General features: G+C 70.3%; 13 protein-coding genes and 1 tRNA gene. 7 read left to right on the top strand and 7 right to left on the bottom strand.

Features of this window, described 5'->3' with window-relative positions; translation table 11 throughout:
- Window positions 1–17: 17 nt before the first annotated feature.
- Window positions 18–102, bottom strand: a tRNA-Leu gene (locus tag ENE75_RS17835).
- Between the two features lie 63 nt (window positions 103–165).
- Between ENE75_RS17835 and cysM the strand changes: the two genes are divergently transcribed.
- The 3 genes from cysM to ENE75_RS17820 are packed head-to-tail and all read left to right on the top strand — an operon-like array spanning window position 166 to window position 1,864.
- Window positions 166–1,083, top strand: coding sequence for a cysteine synthase CysM (cysM, locus tag ENE75_RS17830; protein WP_128199677.1), 918 nt, complete (start codon window positions 166–168; stop codon window positions 1,081–1,083).
- The gene (locus tag ENE75_RS17825; RefSeq protein WP_128199676.1) at window positions 1,080–1,616 is read left to right on the top strand and encodes an NUDIX domain-containing protein; all 537 of its coding nucleotides are present in this window, start codon (window positions 1,080–1,082) and stop codon (window positions 1,614–1,616) included. Before cysM ends, ENE75_RS17825 begins: the two co-directional genes overlap by 4 nt.
- Window positions 1,617–1,636: 20 nt before the next feature.
- Window positions 1,637–1,864: a sulfurtransferase TusA family protein gene (locus tag ENE75_RS17820; RefSeq protein WP_128199675.1), complete on the top strand. Its 228-nt coding sequence runs from the start codon at window positions 1,637–1,639 to the stop codon at window positions 1,862–1,864.
- A gap of 25 nt (window positions 1,865–1,889) precedes the next feature.
- Here the strand turns inward: ENE75_RS17820 and galU are convergent, their stop codons facing one another.
- The gene (gene galU / locus ENE75_RS17815) at window positions 1,890–2,756 is read right to left on the bottom strand and encodes a UTP--glucose-1-phosphate uridylyltransferase GalU (RefSeq protein WP_128199674.1); all 867 of its coding nucleotides are present in this window, start codon (window positions 2,754–2,756) and stop codon (window positions 1,890–1,892) included.
- A 93-nt stretch (window positions 2,757–2,849) separates the two neighbouring features.
- Between galU and ENE75_RS17810 the strand changes: the two genes are divergently transcribed.
- On the top strand, window positions 2,850–3,812 hold the full coding sequence (locus tag ENE75_RS17810) for an NAD(P)-dependent oxidoreductase (RefSeq protein ID WP_128199673.1): 963 nt from the start codon (window positions 2,850–2,852) through the stop codon (window positions 3,810–3,812).
- On the opposite strand, the gene ENE75_RS17805 is transcribed toward ENE75_RS17810, so the two are convergent.
- Window positions 3,766–6,612, bottom strand: a complete 2,847-nt coding sequence (locus ENE75_RS17805; protein ID WP_128199672.1) for a valine--tRNA ligase — start codon at window positions 6,610–6,612, stop codon at window positions 3,766–3,768. The two genes, ENE75_RS17810 and ENE75_RS17805, sit on opposite strands and share 47 nt — an antisense overlap.
- A gap of 222 nt (window positions 6,613–6,834) precedes the next feature.
- On the opposite strand from ENE75_RS17805, the gene ENE75_RS17800 reads away from it, so the two are divergent.
- Window positions 6,835–8,178, top strand: coding sequence for a S41 family peptidase (locus ENE75_RS17800; protein ID WP_128199671.1), 1,344 nt, complete (start codon window positions 6,835–6,837; stop codon window positions 8,176–8,178).
- Window positions 8,179–8,180: 2 nt separating this feature from the next.
- Here the strand turns inward: ENE75_RS17800 and ENE75_RS17795 are convergent, their stop codons facing one another.
- Window positions 8,181–9,851: a GGDEF domain-containing protein gene (locus tag ENE75_RS17795; RefSeq protein ID WP_128199670.1), complete on the bottom strand. Its 1,671-nt coding sequence runs from the start codon at window positions 9,849–9,851 to the stop codon at window positions 8,181–8,183.
- Window positions 9,851–10,828, bottom strand: a complete 978-nt coding sequence (locus ENE75_RS17790) for a GMP reductase (RefSeq protein WP_128199669.1) — start codon at window positions 10,826–10,828, stop codon at window positions 9,851–9,853. Before ENE75_RS17790 ends, ENE75_RS17795 begins: the two co-directional genes overlap by 1 nt.
- A 165-nt stretch (window positions 10,829–10,993) precedes the next feature.
- Between ENE75_RS17790 and ENE75_RS17785 the strand changes: the two genes are divergently transcribed.
- Both ENE75_RS17785 and ENE75_RS17780 read left to right on the top strand, forming a co-directional pair.
- A complete protein-coding gene (locus ENE75_RS17785; RefSeq protein ID WP_128199668.1) occupies window positions 10,994–12,778 on the top strand; it encodes a putative bifunctional diguanylate cyclase/phosphodiesterase in 1,785 nt (594 codons plus the stop codon).
- 54 nt (window positions 12,779–12,832) lie between these two features.
- A complete protein-coding gene (locus ENE75_RS17780; RefSeq protein ID WP_128199667.1) occupies window positions 12,833–15,151 on the top strand; it encodes a UvrD-helicase domain-containing protein in 2,319 nt (772 codons plus the stop codon).
- Between the two features lie 4 nt (window positions 15,152–15,155).
- On the opposite strand, the gene ENE75_RS17775 is transcribed toward ENE75_RS17780, so the two are convergent.
- Window positions 15,156–15,968, bottom strand: coding sequence for a BPSS1780 family membrane protein (locus ENE75_RS17775; protein ID WP_128199666.1), 813 nt, complete (start codon window positions 15,966–15,968; stop codon window positions 15,156–15,158).
- Window positions 15,969–15,973: 5 nt separating this feature from the next.
- Window positions 15,974–16,954 (bottom strand): homoserine kinase, encoded by a 981-nt coding sequence (locus ENE75_RS17770; RefSeq protein WP_128199665.1) that lies wholly within the window; start codon window positions 16,952–16,954, stop codon window positions 15,974–15,976.
- Between the last annotated feature and the right edge of the window lie 3 nt (window positions 16,955–16,957).

The following is a 16,957-nucleotide window of genomic DNA, read 5'->3' as shown; positions in this document are numbered from 1 at the left end:
GGTCAGAATGGCGGTGCTGGTGCCCGGGAACGGACTCGAACCGTTACGCCTTGCGGCGGGGGATTTTGAATCCCCTGCGTCTACCGATTTCGCCACCCGGGCCGTGGGTTGCTGCCGACGGCAACACGCGAAGGCGCCGATGATAACTGCAGGAGAACCGCCCCGATGTCCGCCTCACGCCCCGCCTACCCGACGCTCGAGGAGGTGATCGGCCGCACGCCGCTGGTGCGCCTGCAGCGTGTGCCCGGCGAGGCCAACGCCGCACGCGGCAACGTGATCCTGGGCAAGCTCGAAGGCAACAACCCGGCCGGCTCGGTGAAGGATCGGCCGGCCATCAGCATGATCAAGCGCGCCGAGGAGCGCGGCGAGATCAAGCCCGGCGACACGCTGATCGAGGCCACCAGCGGCAACACCGGCATAGCGCTGGCCATGGCCGCGGCCATCCGCGGCTACCGCATGCTGCTGGTGATGCCGGAGGACCTGTCCATCGAACGCGCGCAGACCATGAAGGCCTTCGGGGCCGAGCTCATCCTCACCCCGCGCAGCGGCGGCATGGAGTACGCGCGCGACCTCGCCGAGCAGATGCAGAAGGACGGCAAGGGCCGCGTGCTGGACCAGTTCGCCAACGGCGACAACCCGCGCGTGCACGAGGAGACCACCGGCCCCGAGATCTGGCAGGACACGGCCGGGCAGGTGACGCACTTCGTCAGCGCCATGGGCACCACCGGCACCATCACCGGCGTGTCGCACCACCTGAAGGCGCAGAACCCGGCGGTGCGCATCGTCGGCGCCCAGCCCAGCGAGGGCTCGCGCATCCCCGGCATCCGCAAGTGGCCGGAGGCCTACCTGCCGAAGATCCACGACCCGAAGGCGGTGGACGAACTGGTCTACGTCAGCCAGGCCGACGCCGAGACCATGGCGCGCCGGCTGGCGGCCGAGGAGGGCCTGTTCTGCGGCATCTCCGCCGCCGGGGCCTGCTGGGTGGCACTGCAGATCGCGCAGCGGGTGGAGAACGCCACCATCGTCTTCATCGTCTGCGACCGCGGCGACCGCTACCTGTCCACCGGCGTGTTCCCGGCATGACGGCCTTCAGGTTCTGCCCGGCCTGCGCGACGCCGCTGGCCGAGATCTCGCAGGCCGAGGACGGCGGCGACAAGGTCCGCCTGCGCTGCCCGGCCTGTGGCTGGACGCACTGGAACAACCCGGTGCCGGTGCTGGCGGCGATCGTGGAATGCGTGGACCAGGGCGGCCGCGTGCTGCTGGCGCGCAATGCCGCCTGGACGCACCGCATGTTCGCGCTGATCACCGGCTTCATGGAGGCGGGCGAATCGCCGGAGGACGGCATCCGCCGCGAGGTGGCCGAGGAGACGGCGCTGGAGGCGCTGGACACCACGCTGGTGGCCGTGCACGAGTTCCTGCGCATGAACCAAGTGATCATCACCTTCCACGTGCGCGCCCGCGGGGAAGTCCGCTTGTCGCCGGAACTGGCGGAGTACAAGCTGTTTGCCCCGGAGGACATCCGCTGCTGGCGCGCCGGCACCGGGCTGGCGCTGGCACAGTGGCTGCGGTCGCGCGGCCATGAGCCGCAGTTCATCGACCTGCCGCCGCGGGCCTAGGAACCTAGAATCGACCCATCATGCAAGCCGACAAAGAGCTCGACACCCGCGGTCTGAACTGCCCGCTGCCCATCCTGAAGGCCAAGAAGGCTCTGGCGGAGATGGGCAGTGGCGAAACGCTGAAGGTCGTGTCCACCGACCCCGGCTCGATGCGTGACTTCAAGGCCTTTGCGCGCCAGACCGGCAACGAACTGCTCGACCAGCAGGCCCAGGGCAGCGACTTCATCCATGTCCTGAAGCGCCGCTGAGCGACGCTTCAGGCGGGGCACGGCGTCAGAGCGCCAGGCCCTTCAGGAAATCGCGGAAGCCCGGGCCCAGTTGCGGGTGGGCCAGTGCGAGTTCCACGTTGGCCTCCAGGAAACCTTCCTTGCTGCCGCAGTCGTAGCGGCGGCCCTCGTAGCGGTAGGCGAAGACCTTCTCCCGGCGCAGCAGCGACGCGATGCCGTCGGTGAGCTGGATCTCGCCGCCCACCCCCCGCGGTTGGGTGGCGATCTCGTGGAACACGCCAGGCGTCAGGATGTAGCGCCCGGCCACGCCCAGCCGCGACGGTGTGGCTTCAGGCGTCGGCTTCTCGACGATGCGCGAGACATCCACCAGGCGGTCGTTGACCTCGGTGCCGGCGACGATGCCGTAGCGACGCGTGTGCTCCGCGGGCACCTCCTGAACCGCCAAGATGCTGGCGCGCCATTCGCCGTACTGCTCCACCATCTGCTGCAGCACAGGGGGCTGCCCGACCATCAGGTCGTCGGCCAGCAGCACGGCAAACGGCTCGTCACCCACCAGGCGCTGGCCGCACAGCACCGCGTGGCCCAGGCCCAGGGCCTGCGCCTGGCGCACGTAGATGCATTCCATGTCGTCGGGCTTGACGCTGCGCACCACCTCCAGCAGGTCGTGCTTGCCCGACTGCTCCAGCGCCACCTCGAGCTCGAACGTCATGTCGAAGTGGTCCTCGATCGGGCGCTTGTGGCGGCCGGTGACGAAGATCATCTCGCGCACGCCGGCGGCGTAGGCCTCCTCCACCGCGTACTGGATCAGGGGCTTGTCGACCACCGGCAGCATCTCCTTGGGCTGCGCCTTGGTGGCCGGCAGGAAGCGGGTGCCGAGGCCGGCGACGGGGAATATTGCCTTCTTGACGTACATCTTCTTACATAGAATGGTGGCACAAGAACTTGCGGCCGATTCTGGCACGCGGGTCTGCCAGGAGTGCGTTAGAAACTCCCCATCACCGCCTTCATGGACCTGCTCATCGTCGAGCCTTTGGAACCGGACGTGGTTCAGTGGCTCGAGGCGCGCTACCCGGTGCGACTGGCCCCGGAGCTGGCGCGCGAACCCCTGGGGCTGCGCCGCGCGCTGTTCCAGGTGCGCGCCATGATCATTCCGCCGTCGGTCGCGGTCGACGAGGCGGCGCTGAAGGCCGCCCCCCATCTGCGCGCCATCGGCCGCCTGTCGGCAGGGGTGGAGAACATCGACCTGGACGCCTGTGCACGGGCCAACGTGGAGGTGGTGCGCCCGACGCACGCGGCGGCCACCGCCGAGGCCGAGTTCGCCATCGGCGCGTTGTTGCAGATGCTGCGCCGGGTGCCTGTGGTCAATGCCGAAGGCCTGCTGGTCGGACGCGAACTGGGCGGTGCCCGCATCGGCCTGGTGGGCATGACGCCGGCGGCCAAGCCGCTGGCGACGCTGCTCAAGGCTTTCGGCGCCGACGTGATCGGCTACGACCCGGGGCTGCACGCCTCCGACCCGTTGTGGGGCCAGTGGGGCGTGCGGCCGGTGCCGCTGCGCACGCTGATGGAGCAGAGCGACGGCGTGTGCATGCTGCTGGCCTTCTTCACGCGCTACCGCGGCCTGGTGGGCGAGCGCTACCTGGCGGACTGCAAGCCCAACCAGGTGCTGGTGAGCCTGACGCACTCCAGCATCTTCGAGGAAGCCGCGCTGGCCGAGGCGCTGGACAGCGGCCGCATGGCTGCGGCCTGGCTGGACAGCCTGGAGCCTGGCGCGCTGGACCCCGGGCGCCCGCTGCACGGTGCCGAGACCCTGCAGGTCACGCCGCGCGTGGCCAGCACCACGCGTGAGTCGCGCCGACGCAGCGCCTGGTCGGTGGCGCGGCGGATCGACGAGATCCTGGCCGACACCAACCCGGCGCCGGTGTTCAGGCCGACGTGGGAAGGCGACGTCGCTGATCTTGCAGACGACTGAGCGTCTGCCCGAACTCCGCGGCGCGCTGCCGCTCCTGCTCCACCACCGCCGCCGGCGCGCGCTGCACGAAGCTGGCGTTGGCCAGCTTGGCCTCGGCCTTGGCGATCTCGGCCTGCAGGCGGGCGATCTCCTTGCCCAGGCGCTCGCGTTCGGCGGCCACGTCGATCTCCACGTGCAGGGCCATGCGCAGGTCGCCGGCCACCGTGACCGGCGCGGCGGCCGTGGCCGTGGCGAACGCGGCGTCGTCGGTGAAGTGGCGCACTTCCGACAGGCGCGCCAGCGCCTTGAGCACCGGCGTGGCCGACGCGACGAACCCGGCATCCCCGGCCACCAGCATTGGCACGCGTTCGCCGGGTGAGAGGTTCATCTCGCTGCGCAGGTTGCGGCAGGCGCCGGTGACGGCCTTCAGCCGCGCCATCCAGGCGTCGGCCACCGGGTCCACCTTGGCCAGCTGCGCCTCAGGGTAGGGCGCGGTCGCCACCGTCCGGTCATCGTCCGCCGCCTTGCGGCCGGCGACCACAGCCACCGTGTCCCACAGCTCGGCGGTGATGAAGGGCGCCACCGGGTGCAGCAGGCGCAGCACCGTCTCCAGCGTGCGGATCAGCGTGCGGCGGGTGGCGCGCTGCTCGGCCTCGGAACCATTCGCGATCTGCACCTTGGCGATCTCCAGGTACCAGTCGCAGTACTCGTCCCAGACGAAGCCGTAGATGGCGTTGGCCACGTTGTCCAGCCGGTAGTCGGCAAAGCCCTGCGCCACCGCGGCTTCCACGCGCTGCAGCTCGCCGGTGATCCAGCGGTCGGCAGGGGAGAAGTGCAGGTAGCCGGCCATCGGGCCGCCGGGCTCGCACTCGGCCTTGGTGTGGTCCTTCAGTCCGCAGTCCTGCCCCTGGCAGTTCATAAGCACGAAGCGCGTGGCGTTCCAGAGCTTGTTGCAGAAGTTGCGGTAGCCCTCGCAGCGCTTGCTGTCGAAGTTCAGGCTGCGGCCAAGCGACGCCATGGCCGCGAAGGTGAAGCGCAGCGCGTCGGCGCCGTAGCCAGGGATGCCGTTCGGGAACTCCTTCTCCGTCGCGGCGCGTACCTTGGGTGCAGTCTCCGGCTTGCGCAGGCCCACCACGCGCTTGTCCAGCAGGGGCTTGAGCGCGATGCCGTCGATCAGGTCCACCGGGTCGAGCACGTTGCCCTCGGACTTGCTCATCTTGTGGCCGTGCGCGTCCAGCACCAGGCCGTGGATGTAGACGTGGCGGAACGGCACCTGCCCGGTGAAGTGCTTGGTCATCATGATCATCCGGGCGACCCAGAAGAAGATGATGTCGTAGCCGGTGACGAGCACGGAACTCGGCAGGAACAGGTCCTGCTCCAGCGTCTTGGCGGGCCAGCCCAGGGTGGAGAAGGGGACCAGGGCCGACGAGTACCAGGTGTCGAGCACGTCCTCGTCGCGCGTCAGCGCGCGGGTGTAGCCGGCGGCCGTGGCCTTGGCGCGGGCCTCGGCCTCGCTGCGTGCCACGAAGAGTTCACCGCCCGTGCCGTACCAGGCCGGGATCTGGTGACCCCACCAGAGCTGGCGGCTGATGCACCAGTCCTGGATGTTCTTCATCCACTGGTGGTAGGTGTTGATCCAGTTCTCGGGCACGAAGGTCACGTCGCCCGAGTCCACCGCCTCGATGGCTTCCTGCGCGATCGACTTGCCGTTGGCGCCCGGCTTGCTCATCGCCACGAACCACTGGTCGGTGAGCATGGGCTCCACCACCTGGCCGGTGCGCGCGCAACGCGGCACCATCAGCCTGTGCTTCTTCGTCTCCACCAGCAGGCCCAGGGCCTCGAGATCGGCCACCACCTGCTTGCGCGCGACAAAGCGGTCCAGGCCGCGGTAGGCCTCGGGCGCGTGGTCGTTGATGGTGGCGTCCAGTGCCAGCACGCCGATGGCCGGCAGGCCGTGGCGCTGGCCCACGGCATAGTCGTTGGCGTCGTGCGCCGGCGTCACCTTGACCACGCCGGTGCCGAATTCACGGTCCACGTAGTCGTCGGCGATCACCGGGATCTCGCGGCCCACCAGGGGCAGCGTCACCGTCTTGCCCACCAGGGCGGTGTAACGCTCGTCCTCCGGGTGCACCATCACCGCGACGTCGCCGAGCATGGTCTCCGGCCGGGTGGTGGCCACCACGACACTGCCGCTGCCATCGGTCAGCGGGTAGCGGATGTGCCAGAGGAAACCGTCCTCCTCCTCGCTCTCGACCTCCAGGTCGGAGACGGCCGACTTCAGCGCCGGGTCCCAGCTCACCAGCCGCTTGCCGCGGTAGATCAGGCCCTCCTCGTACAGCCGCACGAAGGTCTCGACGACCACGGTCGAGAGCTTGTCGTCCATCGTGAAGTACTCGTGCGCCCAGCTCACCGAGTCGCCCATGCGGCGCATCTGGCTGGTGATGGTGGCGCCGGAGCTTTCCTTCCAGTCCCAGACCTGGGCGACGAAGTTCTTGCGCCCCAGGTCGTGCCGGCTCAGGCCCTGCTCCTGCAGCTGGCGTTCGACCACGATCTGGGTGGCGATGCCCGCATGGTCAGTGCCAGGCACCCACAGCGTGTTGCAGCCCTTCATGCGGTGGTAGCGCGTCAGCGCGTCCATCACCGTCTGGTTGAAGGCATGGCCCATGTGCAGCGTGCCGGTGACGTTGGGCGGCGGCAGCTGGATACAGAAAGACGGCCTGGCCGGGTCCAGCGTCGGCGCGTAGATGCCGCTGGCCTCCCACAGCGGGGCCCAGCGGGCCTCGATGGCGGCGGGTTCGAAGGACTTGGCGAGTTCGGTCATGTCAGTACCGCCCGGCCGTCCGAAGGGACTGACGCGCCCCTCGGGGGCAGCGAACGAAGTGAGCTTGGGGCATTTTCATGGCTGGGGCACAGGAGGGTCGTGACGGGGCACCTCGTGGGCACCCTGTCAACGGGAACGGCAGGCCGGGGGTTGCAGGCATCATTGTAGGAGGCCGCCCCTTGCCGGGCCGGCCTATGGAACCTCTGCTCGGAGACCTGCCCGATGAAGATCCGCCACCTGGCTGCCCTGTGTGCCTCGGCCGTGTTGCTCGCCGCCTGCGGTGGCGACAGCGACGGCACGCCGCCCCCGCTGACCTGCAGCGTGCCCGACCAGAACGCCTGGCTGCGCGACTACTTCGACACCTGGTACCTCTGGTACGCGCTGGCACCGCGGCCTGCGCCCACCGGCTTCGACACCGTGCAGGCCTACTTCGACGCCTCGCTGTTCGGCGGCAACGCCGACTTCCCGTCCGACCGCTACAGCTCCTTCGGCCCCACGGCGGACTTCGAGCGCTTCTTCGGCGACGGCATCACCCGCGGTTACGGCCTGTTCGTGGCCGGTGTCGAGGTCGAGGGCCGGCCCGACCTGCCGCTGCGCATCCGCTACATCGAGCCGCAGTCCGACGCTGCCACGAAGGGCCTGGTGCGTGGTGAGCAGATCCTGTCGATCAATGGCCGGCCGGCGTCGGAGATCATCGCTGCCGACGACTACGACGTGCTGGTGCCCGACAACGTGGGCGACCAGCTGCAGCTGGTGGTGCGCGGCGCTGGCGGCGACCGCAGCGTGACCCTGCTGGCGCGGGACTATGCGCTGACGCCGGTGACCGGCGCGCGGGTCGTGGATTCGCCGCTGGGCCGCAAGGTGGGCTACGTGGTGATCAAGGACATGATCAACCAGGTCGACGCACCGCTGGACAGCGCCTTCGCGCAGTTCCGCGCCCAGGGCGTGTCCGAGGTGGTCCTGGACCTGCGCTACAACGGCGGCGGCTTCGTGCGGACCGGGGCCACGGTGGCCTCCTACGTGGGCGGTGCCCGCACCAGCAACCAGACCTACGTCAGCCTGCTCTACAGCGACCAGCGTTCATCGTCCAACCAGACGGTACGCTTCACCGCCCCGGCCAACGCCGTGGGCCTGAGCCGCGTCTACGTGCTCAGCGGCCCGCGCACCTGCTCGGCCAGCGAGCAGGTCATCAACGGCCTGCGCGGCGCGGGCATCGAGGTGGTGCAGATCGGCGACGTCACCTGCGGCAAACCGGTGGGCTTCAACCCGCAGAACGGGGGCTGCGGCCAGACCTACAGCGTGGTCACCTTCGAATCGGTGAACGCGCGCAACGAGGGCCGCTACTTCGACGGCCTGGCGCCGCAGTGCGACGTGGCCGACGACCTCGACAACCCGCTGGGGTCGACGGCCGAGGGCATGCTCTCGGCCGCGCTGACGCACGCCGATTTCGGTGCCTGCCCGGCGGGTGCCCGGCGTGCGCAGCCGTTGTCGGCCACGCGACCCGACGGCACGCCGCGGCGCCTGAAGATCGAGCCGGGCGAGTTCCAGGGCATGTTCACGCGCTGACGTCAGCCGGCCGCGACCACGCGGTCCTTGCCGGCCCGCTTGGCCTCGTACAGCCGCCGGTCGGCCAGCGCCAGCAGCGCGGCCGGGTCGGCGCAGCCCTCGGCTGCGGCCACGCCGATCGACAGGCTCACCCGCAGGGCGGGATGCTCGGCCGCCCAGTCGTGCGCCGCCACCGCCGCGCGCGCGGTTTCGCAGGCGCGCCGAGCGGCGTCGAGGTCGGCCTCCAGGAACACGAGGCAGAACTCCTCGCCGCCGTAGCGGGCCACGAGGTCGATGTCACGGCAGGTGGCGCGCAGCAGCGCGGCGGTGCGCTGCAGCACGAGGTCGCCGGTGGCGTGGCCCAGGCGATCGTTGATCTGCTTGAAGTTGTCCAGATCACACATCGCCAGCGCCAGTGGGTGGCCCAGGCGCTGGCTGCGGGCGAACTCCGCGGCAAGGTGCTCGTCCAGCGCGCGGCGGTTGGCCAGCCCGGACAGCGGATCGGTGCGCGACTGCGCCGCCAGCCGCTCGAGCAGGCGTGACTTCTCGACGTCGGCCGCCAGCAGCGCGTCGTGCAGCGCCTGCAGGCGGTCGTGCGCCTGCGCCAGCTCGCCGTGGCGCAGGCGGTAGACCTCGGCCTCGTGGCGCGCCTGGGCCAGATCGGCCTGCACCGTCAGCGCCTGGATGCGGCGTGCGGCCTCGTCGTCCAGCCGGCGGCGGTCCAGCGCATGGAAGGCCTGGTGGTGCGCCAGGGCGGCAGCAAAGTCGCCGCGCTCGGCCGCCAGGGTGGACAGCGACAGCCGCACGTTGGCTTCGGTGTCGATGCGCTGCAGCCGCTGGGCGGCGTCCAGCGCGCGCTGCAGTTCGGCGTTGGCCTCGTCGAGCCGGCCTCGGCCGCGCAGCACCTCGGCGCGCATCCAGCGGGCGTTGGCCTCGTGGGCGTTGCGAGCCTTCGGGTCCAGCGCGCCGAGTGCGGCGTCGACCTCGGCCTGGGCCTCGTCCAGCCGACCCAGGCGCCACAGCGGCTCGGCCAGGTTGGTCTGCACCAGCGGCAGCGACACGGCCTCAGGCCGGCCGGCCATCAGGGCCTGGGCGCGCCGCAGCGAGACCACCGCCTCCTCCAGCCGCCCCAGGTTCTTCAGGTTGATGCCGATGTTGTTGAGGATGCTGATGCTCGCGCCGATGCGACCACCGGCTTCGTGCAGCTGCAGCACCTCGCGGTAGTTGGCCAGGCCGCCGTCGGTATCGCCGGCCTTGGACCGGGCCACGCCGCAGGAGTGCAGGGCGTCGGCCAGCAGTGATTCGTCGCCAGCGCTGCGCGCCGACGCCGCGGCACGGACGGCCCAGGCCAGCGCGTCGTCGAGCGCATGCAGCTGGTCGTGCACGATGGACAGTGCCCGTTCGACCTTCGCCCGCAGTGCATGGTCCTGCGCGTCTGCCAGGGCCAGCGCCGTGCGCAGCGTGTCGACCCCGCGTCGGGCGTCGCCGGCGTGGCCCTGGGACAGGCCCAGGATCCGCAGCACCTGCGCGCGCCAGGCCGGCGGCGCATCGGCCTGGGCATCGAGCAGCCCGAGCGCGCGTTCGGCGCCGGCGAGTGCCGCACTGGGGTCACCGATCAGACGGTCGGTGGCGGACGCGAGCAGCGCGGCAATCGCCTCGGGCAGCGGGGGCGGCACCGCGTCGGCAGTGGCCATCACATGAACAGGTGCTCGCCGGCGTTCTCGCCGCCCAGGATCACGTAGTTGACCTTCTTCAGGTCGGCCAGCACGGTGCCGCCGGCGTAGCTGATGCTGCTCTGCAGGTCCTCGCGCATCTCGCGCAGCGTGTCGGCCAGGTGGCCCTTGATCGGCTCGAGGATGCGCTTGCCCTCCACGTGCTTGTACTCGCCCTTGTTGAAGTCCGACGCCGAGCCGTAGTACTCCTTGTAGCGCTGGCCGTCGACCTCCACCGTCTGCCCCGGGCTCTCCTCGTGGCCGGCAAACAGGCTGCCGATCATCACCATCGTGGCGCCGAAGCGCACGCTCTTGGCGATGTCGCCGTGGTGGCGGATGCCACCGTCGGCGATGATGGGCTTGGTGGCCACGCGCGAGCACCATTTCAGCGCACTGAGCTGCCAGCCGCCGGTGCCGAAGCCGGTCTTGAGCTTGGTGATGCAGACCTTTCCCGGGCCCACGCCCACCTTGGTGGCGTCGGCGCCCCAGTTCTCGAGGTCGATCACGGCCTCTGGCGTGGCCACGTTTCCGGCGATGACGAAGGTCTGCGGCAGCTTGGCCTTGATGTGCTCGATGGTGCGGCGCACGCTGTCGGCATGGCCGTGGGCGATGTCGATGGTGATGTAGTCGGCGCCCAGGCCTTCGGCCGCCAGCCGGTCGATGACGTCGAAGTCGGCCGGCTTGACGCCGGAGCTGATCGACACGAACAGCCCCTGCTCGCGCATGCGGCGCGCGAAGGCCACGTTGTCGAGGTCGAAGCGGTGCATCACGTAGAAGTGGCCGCTGCGCGCCAGCATCTGCGCGATCGGCTCGTCGAGCACCGTCTTCATGTTGCTAGGCACCACCGGCAGCGCGAAGCGCCGGCCGCCGAAGACGATGGACGTGTCGCACGCGCTGCGGCTGTCCACCCGGCACTTGCGCGGCAGCAGCAGGATGTTGTCGTAGTCGAAGATCTCCATCGCGGCACGCTCCGGGCAAAAAAAACCGGCCAAGACGACATGTCCGGGCCGGTGCCGCATTTTACGCCGCACGAGTCATTCGGCCTCAAGAGACGCCCTGGTCTGCCGACAAATGACGGAGCGGGCCGGCGCCTGGTCAGCCTGTGAAACCTCTACTGCGCCTCGATGAGATCAGCCTCCTTCGATGACGACCCGGGCGGGTCGCGCCGCTGGTTCGCGCGCCGACGGCGTGACGATGCGCTCGATGCCCTGGCCAGCAGCGACTGTGGTGTCGTGGTCTGCGACAGCGCGGGCAGGATCACCAGCGCCACCGATGTGGCGGCCCGCCTGCTGGGCGAGGCGCCCTCCGCGCTTCAGGGGCAGTTGTTGTCCAACTGGCTGGTGGGGGATGGCATCCTGTTGCCCACGCAGACCGGGCCCCACTGGCGCATGCTGCGGGGACCACGGGGCAAGGTGTGGTCGGCACTGCTCGTCCATGCAGGCACCTGGAACGGCACCGAGGGTCTCGGTGTCTACCTGATCCAGCCGGGCGCACCCCCGGTCGTGGGCCGATCGTCCGAGACGGCGCGACCAGCCCGCCGCACCGACCCGCTCACCGGTCTGAACGACCGCAGCGCGTTCCAGGACGACCTGGCCTCGGCCATGGCCGGCGCCCGCGCCAGCGGTGTCGCGCTGGCCCTGATGTTCCTGGACCTCGACGACTTCAAGCGCATCAACGACAGCCTGGGGCATGCGGCTGGCGATGCGCTCCTGCGCCACGTGGCCGACACGCTGTGTCTTGCGCTGGGCGAGGGGCGGGCGCATGTCTCGCGCATCGGCGGCGACGAGTTCACGGTCATCGTCCCGGGCATCGGCTGTGCCGAGGACGCGGCCCTGGTGGCGCAGCGGGTGCTCGACGCCTTCGAGCCCACGTTCCGGCTGGGGCGCACCGAACTGCAGGTGTCCACGAGCATCGGCATCGCGCTCTACGACGGCGGGCATGACGACCCCGACCGCCTGCTGCGCGAGACCGACATGGCGATGTACCGGTCCAAGCAGCGGGGCAGGGGCACCTACAGCTTTTTCAGCCCGGAGATGGGTGCGCAGGCGGCAGCCCGCGTCGAGCTCGAGAGCGGCCTGCGTGGTGCGCTCGAACGCGACGAGTTCGTGCTGCACTACCAGCCCAAGGTGTCACTGGAGACCGGCCGGGTGGTCGGCGTGGAGGCCTTGCTGCGCTGGCGCCGCCCGGGGCGCGGTCTGATACCGCCCGACCGGTTCGTCCCGGTGCTCGAAAGCACCCGGCTGATCCTGACTGTCGGTGCCTGGGTGCTGCGAACCGCGTGCGCCGACTTGGTGTCCTGGGACCGCCTGGGGCTGCCGCCGCTGGTGATGGCCGTCAACCTGTCGCCGCGCCAACTCGCGCAGCCCTTTCTGGCGCGGATGGTGGACGACACGGTACGAGAGCACGGCCTGGACCCGGGCCGGTTGGAACTGGAACTCACCGAAAGTCTCCTGCTCGAGGAGCGCACGGGCACGACCGATGTGCTGGACGCCTTTGCGCGCATGGGCGTCCGGGTGGCGATCGACGACTTCGGCACCGGCCACTCGTCGCTCAGCCGGCTCAAGCGGCTCGATGTGGACACGCTGAAGATCGACCGATCCTTCGTGGCGGAACTGCCTCATGACCGGGAAGACCTGGCCATCGCCTCGGCCATCGTCGCCATGGGACGCAGCCTTCAGATGCGTGTCGTGGCCGAAGGCGTGGAGACGCCCGCCCAGGCGCGTTGCCTGGCTCGGCTGGGGTGCCACGAGGCGCAGGGCTGGCTGGTGGGCCGGCCGATGCCCGCGGCGGAACTGGTCGCCTGGCTCCAGGACCGTGATCGGCCCCGGCGGGACGGGTGGGACGGCGACACCGAGCCGATGACGCTGATGTCGCTCGAGACGCTGGGCACCCACGACCTGGAGATCTGAGCAGAACGTGGCGCCCGGGCCGAGGGCTTGGATGGGGCCTCCTAGAATGCCCAGATGAGCATTGCCCCGGCCACCGAAACGCGCCTGTTGCAGGGCCTGAACCCCGAACAGCTGGCCGCGGTGACGCTGGGCCCGGAGCCGGCGCTGATCCTGGCCGGCGCCGGGTCGGGCAAGACCCGGGTGCTGACCACGCGCATCGCCTGGCTGCTGCAGACAGGGCAGGTCTCGCCCGGCGGCGTGATGGCCGTGACCTTCACCAACAAGGCCGCGCGCGAGATGCTCACCCGGCTGTCCGCCATGCTGCCGGTGGCCGTGCGCGGCATGTGGATCGGGACCTTCCATGGCCTGTGCAACCGATTCCTGCGGGCGCACTGGAAGCTTGCCGGCCTGCCGCAGGGCTTCCAGATCCTGGACAGCAGCGACCAGCTCTCGGCCGTCAAGCGCGTGATCAAGGCCATGGGCCTGGACGAGGAGCGCTTCGTGCCCAAGCAGGTCACGTGGTTCATCGCCGGCAGCAAGGAAGAGGGCCTGCGCCCGCGCGACGTGGAGGTGCGCGACGAGCACGGCCGCACCCTGGTGCGCGTGTACGAGGCCTACGAGGCGCAGTGCGAACGCGAGGGCGTGGTCGACTTCGCCGAACTGATGCTGCGCAGCTACGAGCTCATGCGCGACAACGACGCGCTGCGCGAGCATTACCAGCGCCGCTTCCGCCACCTGCTGGTCGACGAGTTCCAGGACACGAACCGGCTGCAGTACGCGTGGCTGAAGATGTTCGCGCCCCCAGGCAGGGAGCAGGCGGTGTTCGCCGTCGGCGACGACGACCAGAGCATCTACGCCTTCCGCGGCGCCCGTGTGGGCAACATGGCCGACTTCGAGCGCGAGTACCGTGTCGAGCGCGTGGTCAAGCTGGAACAGAACTACCGCAGCTTCGGCAACATCCTCGATTCGGCCAACGCGCTGATCGCGCACAACCGGCAGCGCCTGGGCAAGAACCTGCGCACTGACGCCGGCGCCGGCGAGCCCGTGCGCGTGCACGAGGCCACCAGCGACTATGCCGAGGCGCAGTGGCTGCTGGACGAGGCGCAGCAGCTGCATCGCGCCGGCACGGCGCTGGCGGAGATTGCCGTGCTCTACCGCAGCAACGCGCAGAGCCGGGTGATCGAGAGCGCGCTGTTCAATGCCGGCATCCCGTACCGCGTCTACGGCGGCCTGCGCTTCTTCGAGCGTGCCGAAGTCAAGCATGCGCTGGCCTACCTGCGGCTGATCGAGAACGCCAACGACGACACCAGCTTCCTGCGCGTGGTGAACTTCCCCACGCGCGGCATCGGCGCGCGCACCATCGAGCAGCTGCAGGACGCGGCGCGGGCCAGTGGCCGCAGCCTGGCGCAGAGCGTGGGTGCGGTGGCCGGTCGCGGTGGTGTGGCGCTGGCCGGTTTTGTGGCACTGATCGACGGCCTGCGCGAGCGCACCCAGGGCCAGACGCTGCGCGAGATCATCCGCCAGATGCTGGAAGACTCCGGCCTGATCACGTTCTACCGCACCGACCGCGAGGGCCAGGACCGGATCGAGAACCTCGAGGAACTGGTCAACGCCGCCGAGGCCTTCGTCACCCAGGAAGGCTTCGGCAAGGACGCGGTGGCGCTGCCGGTGGACGAACAGGCTCCCGACGCCGCCGCGGGCGTGGTGCCGGATGCCGACACCGGCGAGATCATGAGCCCGCTGGCGGCCTTCCTGACGCACGCCAGCCTGGAGGCCGGCGACAACCAGGCCCAGGCCGGCAGCGACGCCGTGCAGCTGATGACGGTGCACAGCGCCAAGGGGCTGGAGTTCGACGCCGTGTTCATCACCGGCGTCGAGGAGGGCCTGTTCCCGCACGAGAACGCGCTGTCCGACGCCGACGGGCTGGAGGAAGAGCGCCGGCTGATGTACGTGGCGATCACGCGCGCCCGCCAGCGCCTGTACCTGAGCTTCAGCCAGACGCGGCTGCTGCACGGCCAGACGCGCTACAACGTCAAGAGCCGCTTCTTCGACGAGCTGCCGGAAGGCGCGCTGAAGTGGCTCACGCCGCGCCAGCAGGGCTTCGGCAGCGGCTACGCGCGCAGTTACCAGGAGGCCTGGGCGCGCGGCAGCGGGTTGTCGGGCATCGTCGGTGCCGGGCGCGTGGAACCGGCGCCGGTGCCCGCGGCGATGGCGTCCTCACGCAGCAGCCATGGCCTGAAGGTGGGGCAGTCGGTGTTCCACACCAAGTTCGGCGAAGGCGTGCTGCTGACGCTGGAAGGCGAAGGCGACGACGCTCGCGCCCAGGTCAATTTCGGCCGCCACGGCCTGAAGTGGCTGGCGCTGTCGGTGGCGAAGCTGACGCCGATCGAGTGATCCGTCAGCCGGCGTCGGGTGCGGGCGTGCCCGCCTGCCCGAAGCAGTCGTGGAAGCTGAACACCAGCGACACGTAGAACGCGGTGGAGAACATCAGCCCGAACACCAGGGCCATCAGGCCGACGAGCTGCGGCGCCCCCAGCAGCCCGAGCAGCAGCGCCGTGATCAGGCCCGACGCCGCGGCCATGCCGAACCAGGCCAGCGCATAGACCAGGAAGGCGCCCTTGGCGCGCCAGACGGCCAGCGTGCTGGAGAACAGCGACTGCGCCACGCCCTGGCCACCCCAGTACACCAGGGCCGGTGCGTGCCAGAACGGCACCGACAGCAGCCCGGCGGCCAGCAGCGCGAACACGGTGCCGACGAAGACGCCACGGTCGGCGGCCATGGCGTCGATCTCCGGCTGCGAGGCCTCGCCCGTGCCCACCAGCCGCTGCAGTTCACCGAGCTGCCCGCCGGAGACCACATTGGCCAGCAGCAGCACGCCGATGGCCCCCACGCCATAGGCCAGGCACAGCGCCAGCAGCCGGCCACGGCGCTGTGCGTCGCCGCCCAGCGGCTCGACGAACTGGCCCGGGTGCACCGGCCCGCCCTGCAGCGCCGAGGCCGACGCCACCATGAAGCCCAGCGACAGCATCGGCAGCATCGCCATCTGCAGCAGCGGGCCGACCACGGGCACCAGGCCGATCAGCAGGGCGACGAACAGGAACACGAAGAACAGCCCGGCAAAGGCCATCGGCCGCTTGGCGAAGAGGCGGAAGGCGTCGCGCACCCACTGCGCACCGCGGGCAGGATGAGGGGTCTTCAGGGACAGCGGCATGGGTTTCAGCTGGGCGGGTGCCACGGGCGCTCCAGGCGCTCGCGCAGCACACGCTCGAAATGCGTGGGGTCGTGGGGCTTGAGCAGCGCCGCCGGCCGCGGCAGGTGCAGGTCCCACAGGCGGGACAGCCAGAAGCGGAACGCCGCGGCACGCAGCATGGCCGGCATCAGGCGGTGTTCCGCCGGTGTCAGCGGGCGTTCGGCGGCGTAGGCGGCGACGAAGGCGGTGGCGCGGGCTTCGTCCAGGCGGCCGCTGTCGAGGTCGATGCACCAGTCGTTCAGGCACACGGCGATGTCGAACAGCCACGCGTCGGTGCCGGCAAAGAAGAAGTCCAGCAGGCCGGTGAGCTTCTCGTGCGCCGGCAGGCCGTCGAACATCACGTTGTCGCGGAACAGGTCGGCGTGGATCGGGCCGCGCGGCAGGGCCAGGGAGTCGGCCGAGCCGGCCACGGCCTGCTGGAAGGCCAGTTCGTCGCGCAGCAGGGCGGCGTGGTCCGCGCCCAGATACGGCAGGACCGTCGGCACGGTGGCTTCCCACCAGGCCAGCCCGCGCGGGTGGTCCTGCTCGTGGTGGTAGTCCCGCGCGGCCAGGTGCAGGCGCGCCAGCACCGCGCCCACCTGGGTGCAGTGGTGCAGGTCGGGCGCCAGCCGGTGGCTGCCGTCCAGCCGCGTCAGCAGTGCGGCGGGCTTGCCCTGCAGCGTGAACTGCAGTGCGCCGGCCGCGTCGGGCTGCGGGTCGGGCACCGGGATGCCGCGCGCGGCCAGGTGCTGCATCAGGCCGAGGTAGTACGGCAGTTCGGCGGGCTGCAGGCGCTCGAACAGCGTCAGCACATAGCGGCCGGTCCCCGGGCCACCGTCGGTGTCGACGAACCAGTTGCTGTTCTCGATGCCGCCGCGGATGCCCTCGAAGCGGGTCAGGCGGCCCAGCCCCAACCGGGCCACGAGCGCGCGGGCATCGTCCTCCGGGACGGCGGTGTAGACGGCCATGGT

Origin of the sequence: Rubrivivax albus, from assembly GCF_004016515.1 — a bacterium.
GTDB lineage: Bacteria > Pseudomonadota > Gammaproteobacteria > Burkholderiales > Burkholderiaceae_C > Rubrivivax > Rubrivivax albus.
This window is presented reverse-complemented; position numbering and strand designations above follow the sequence as displayed.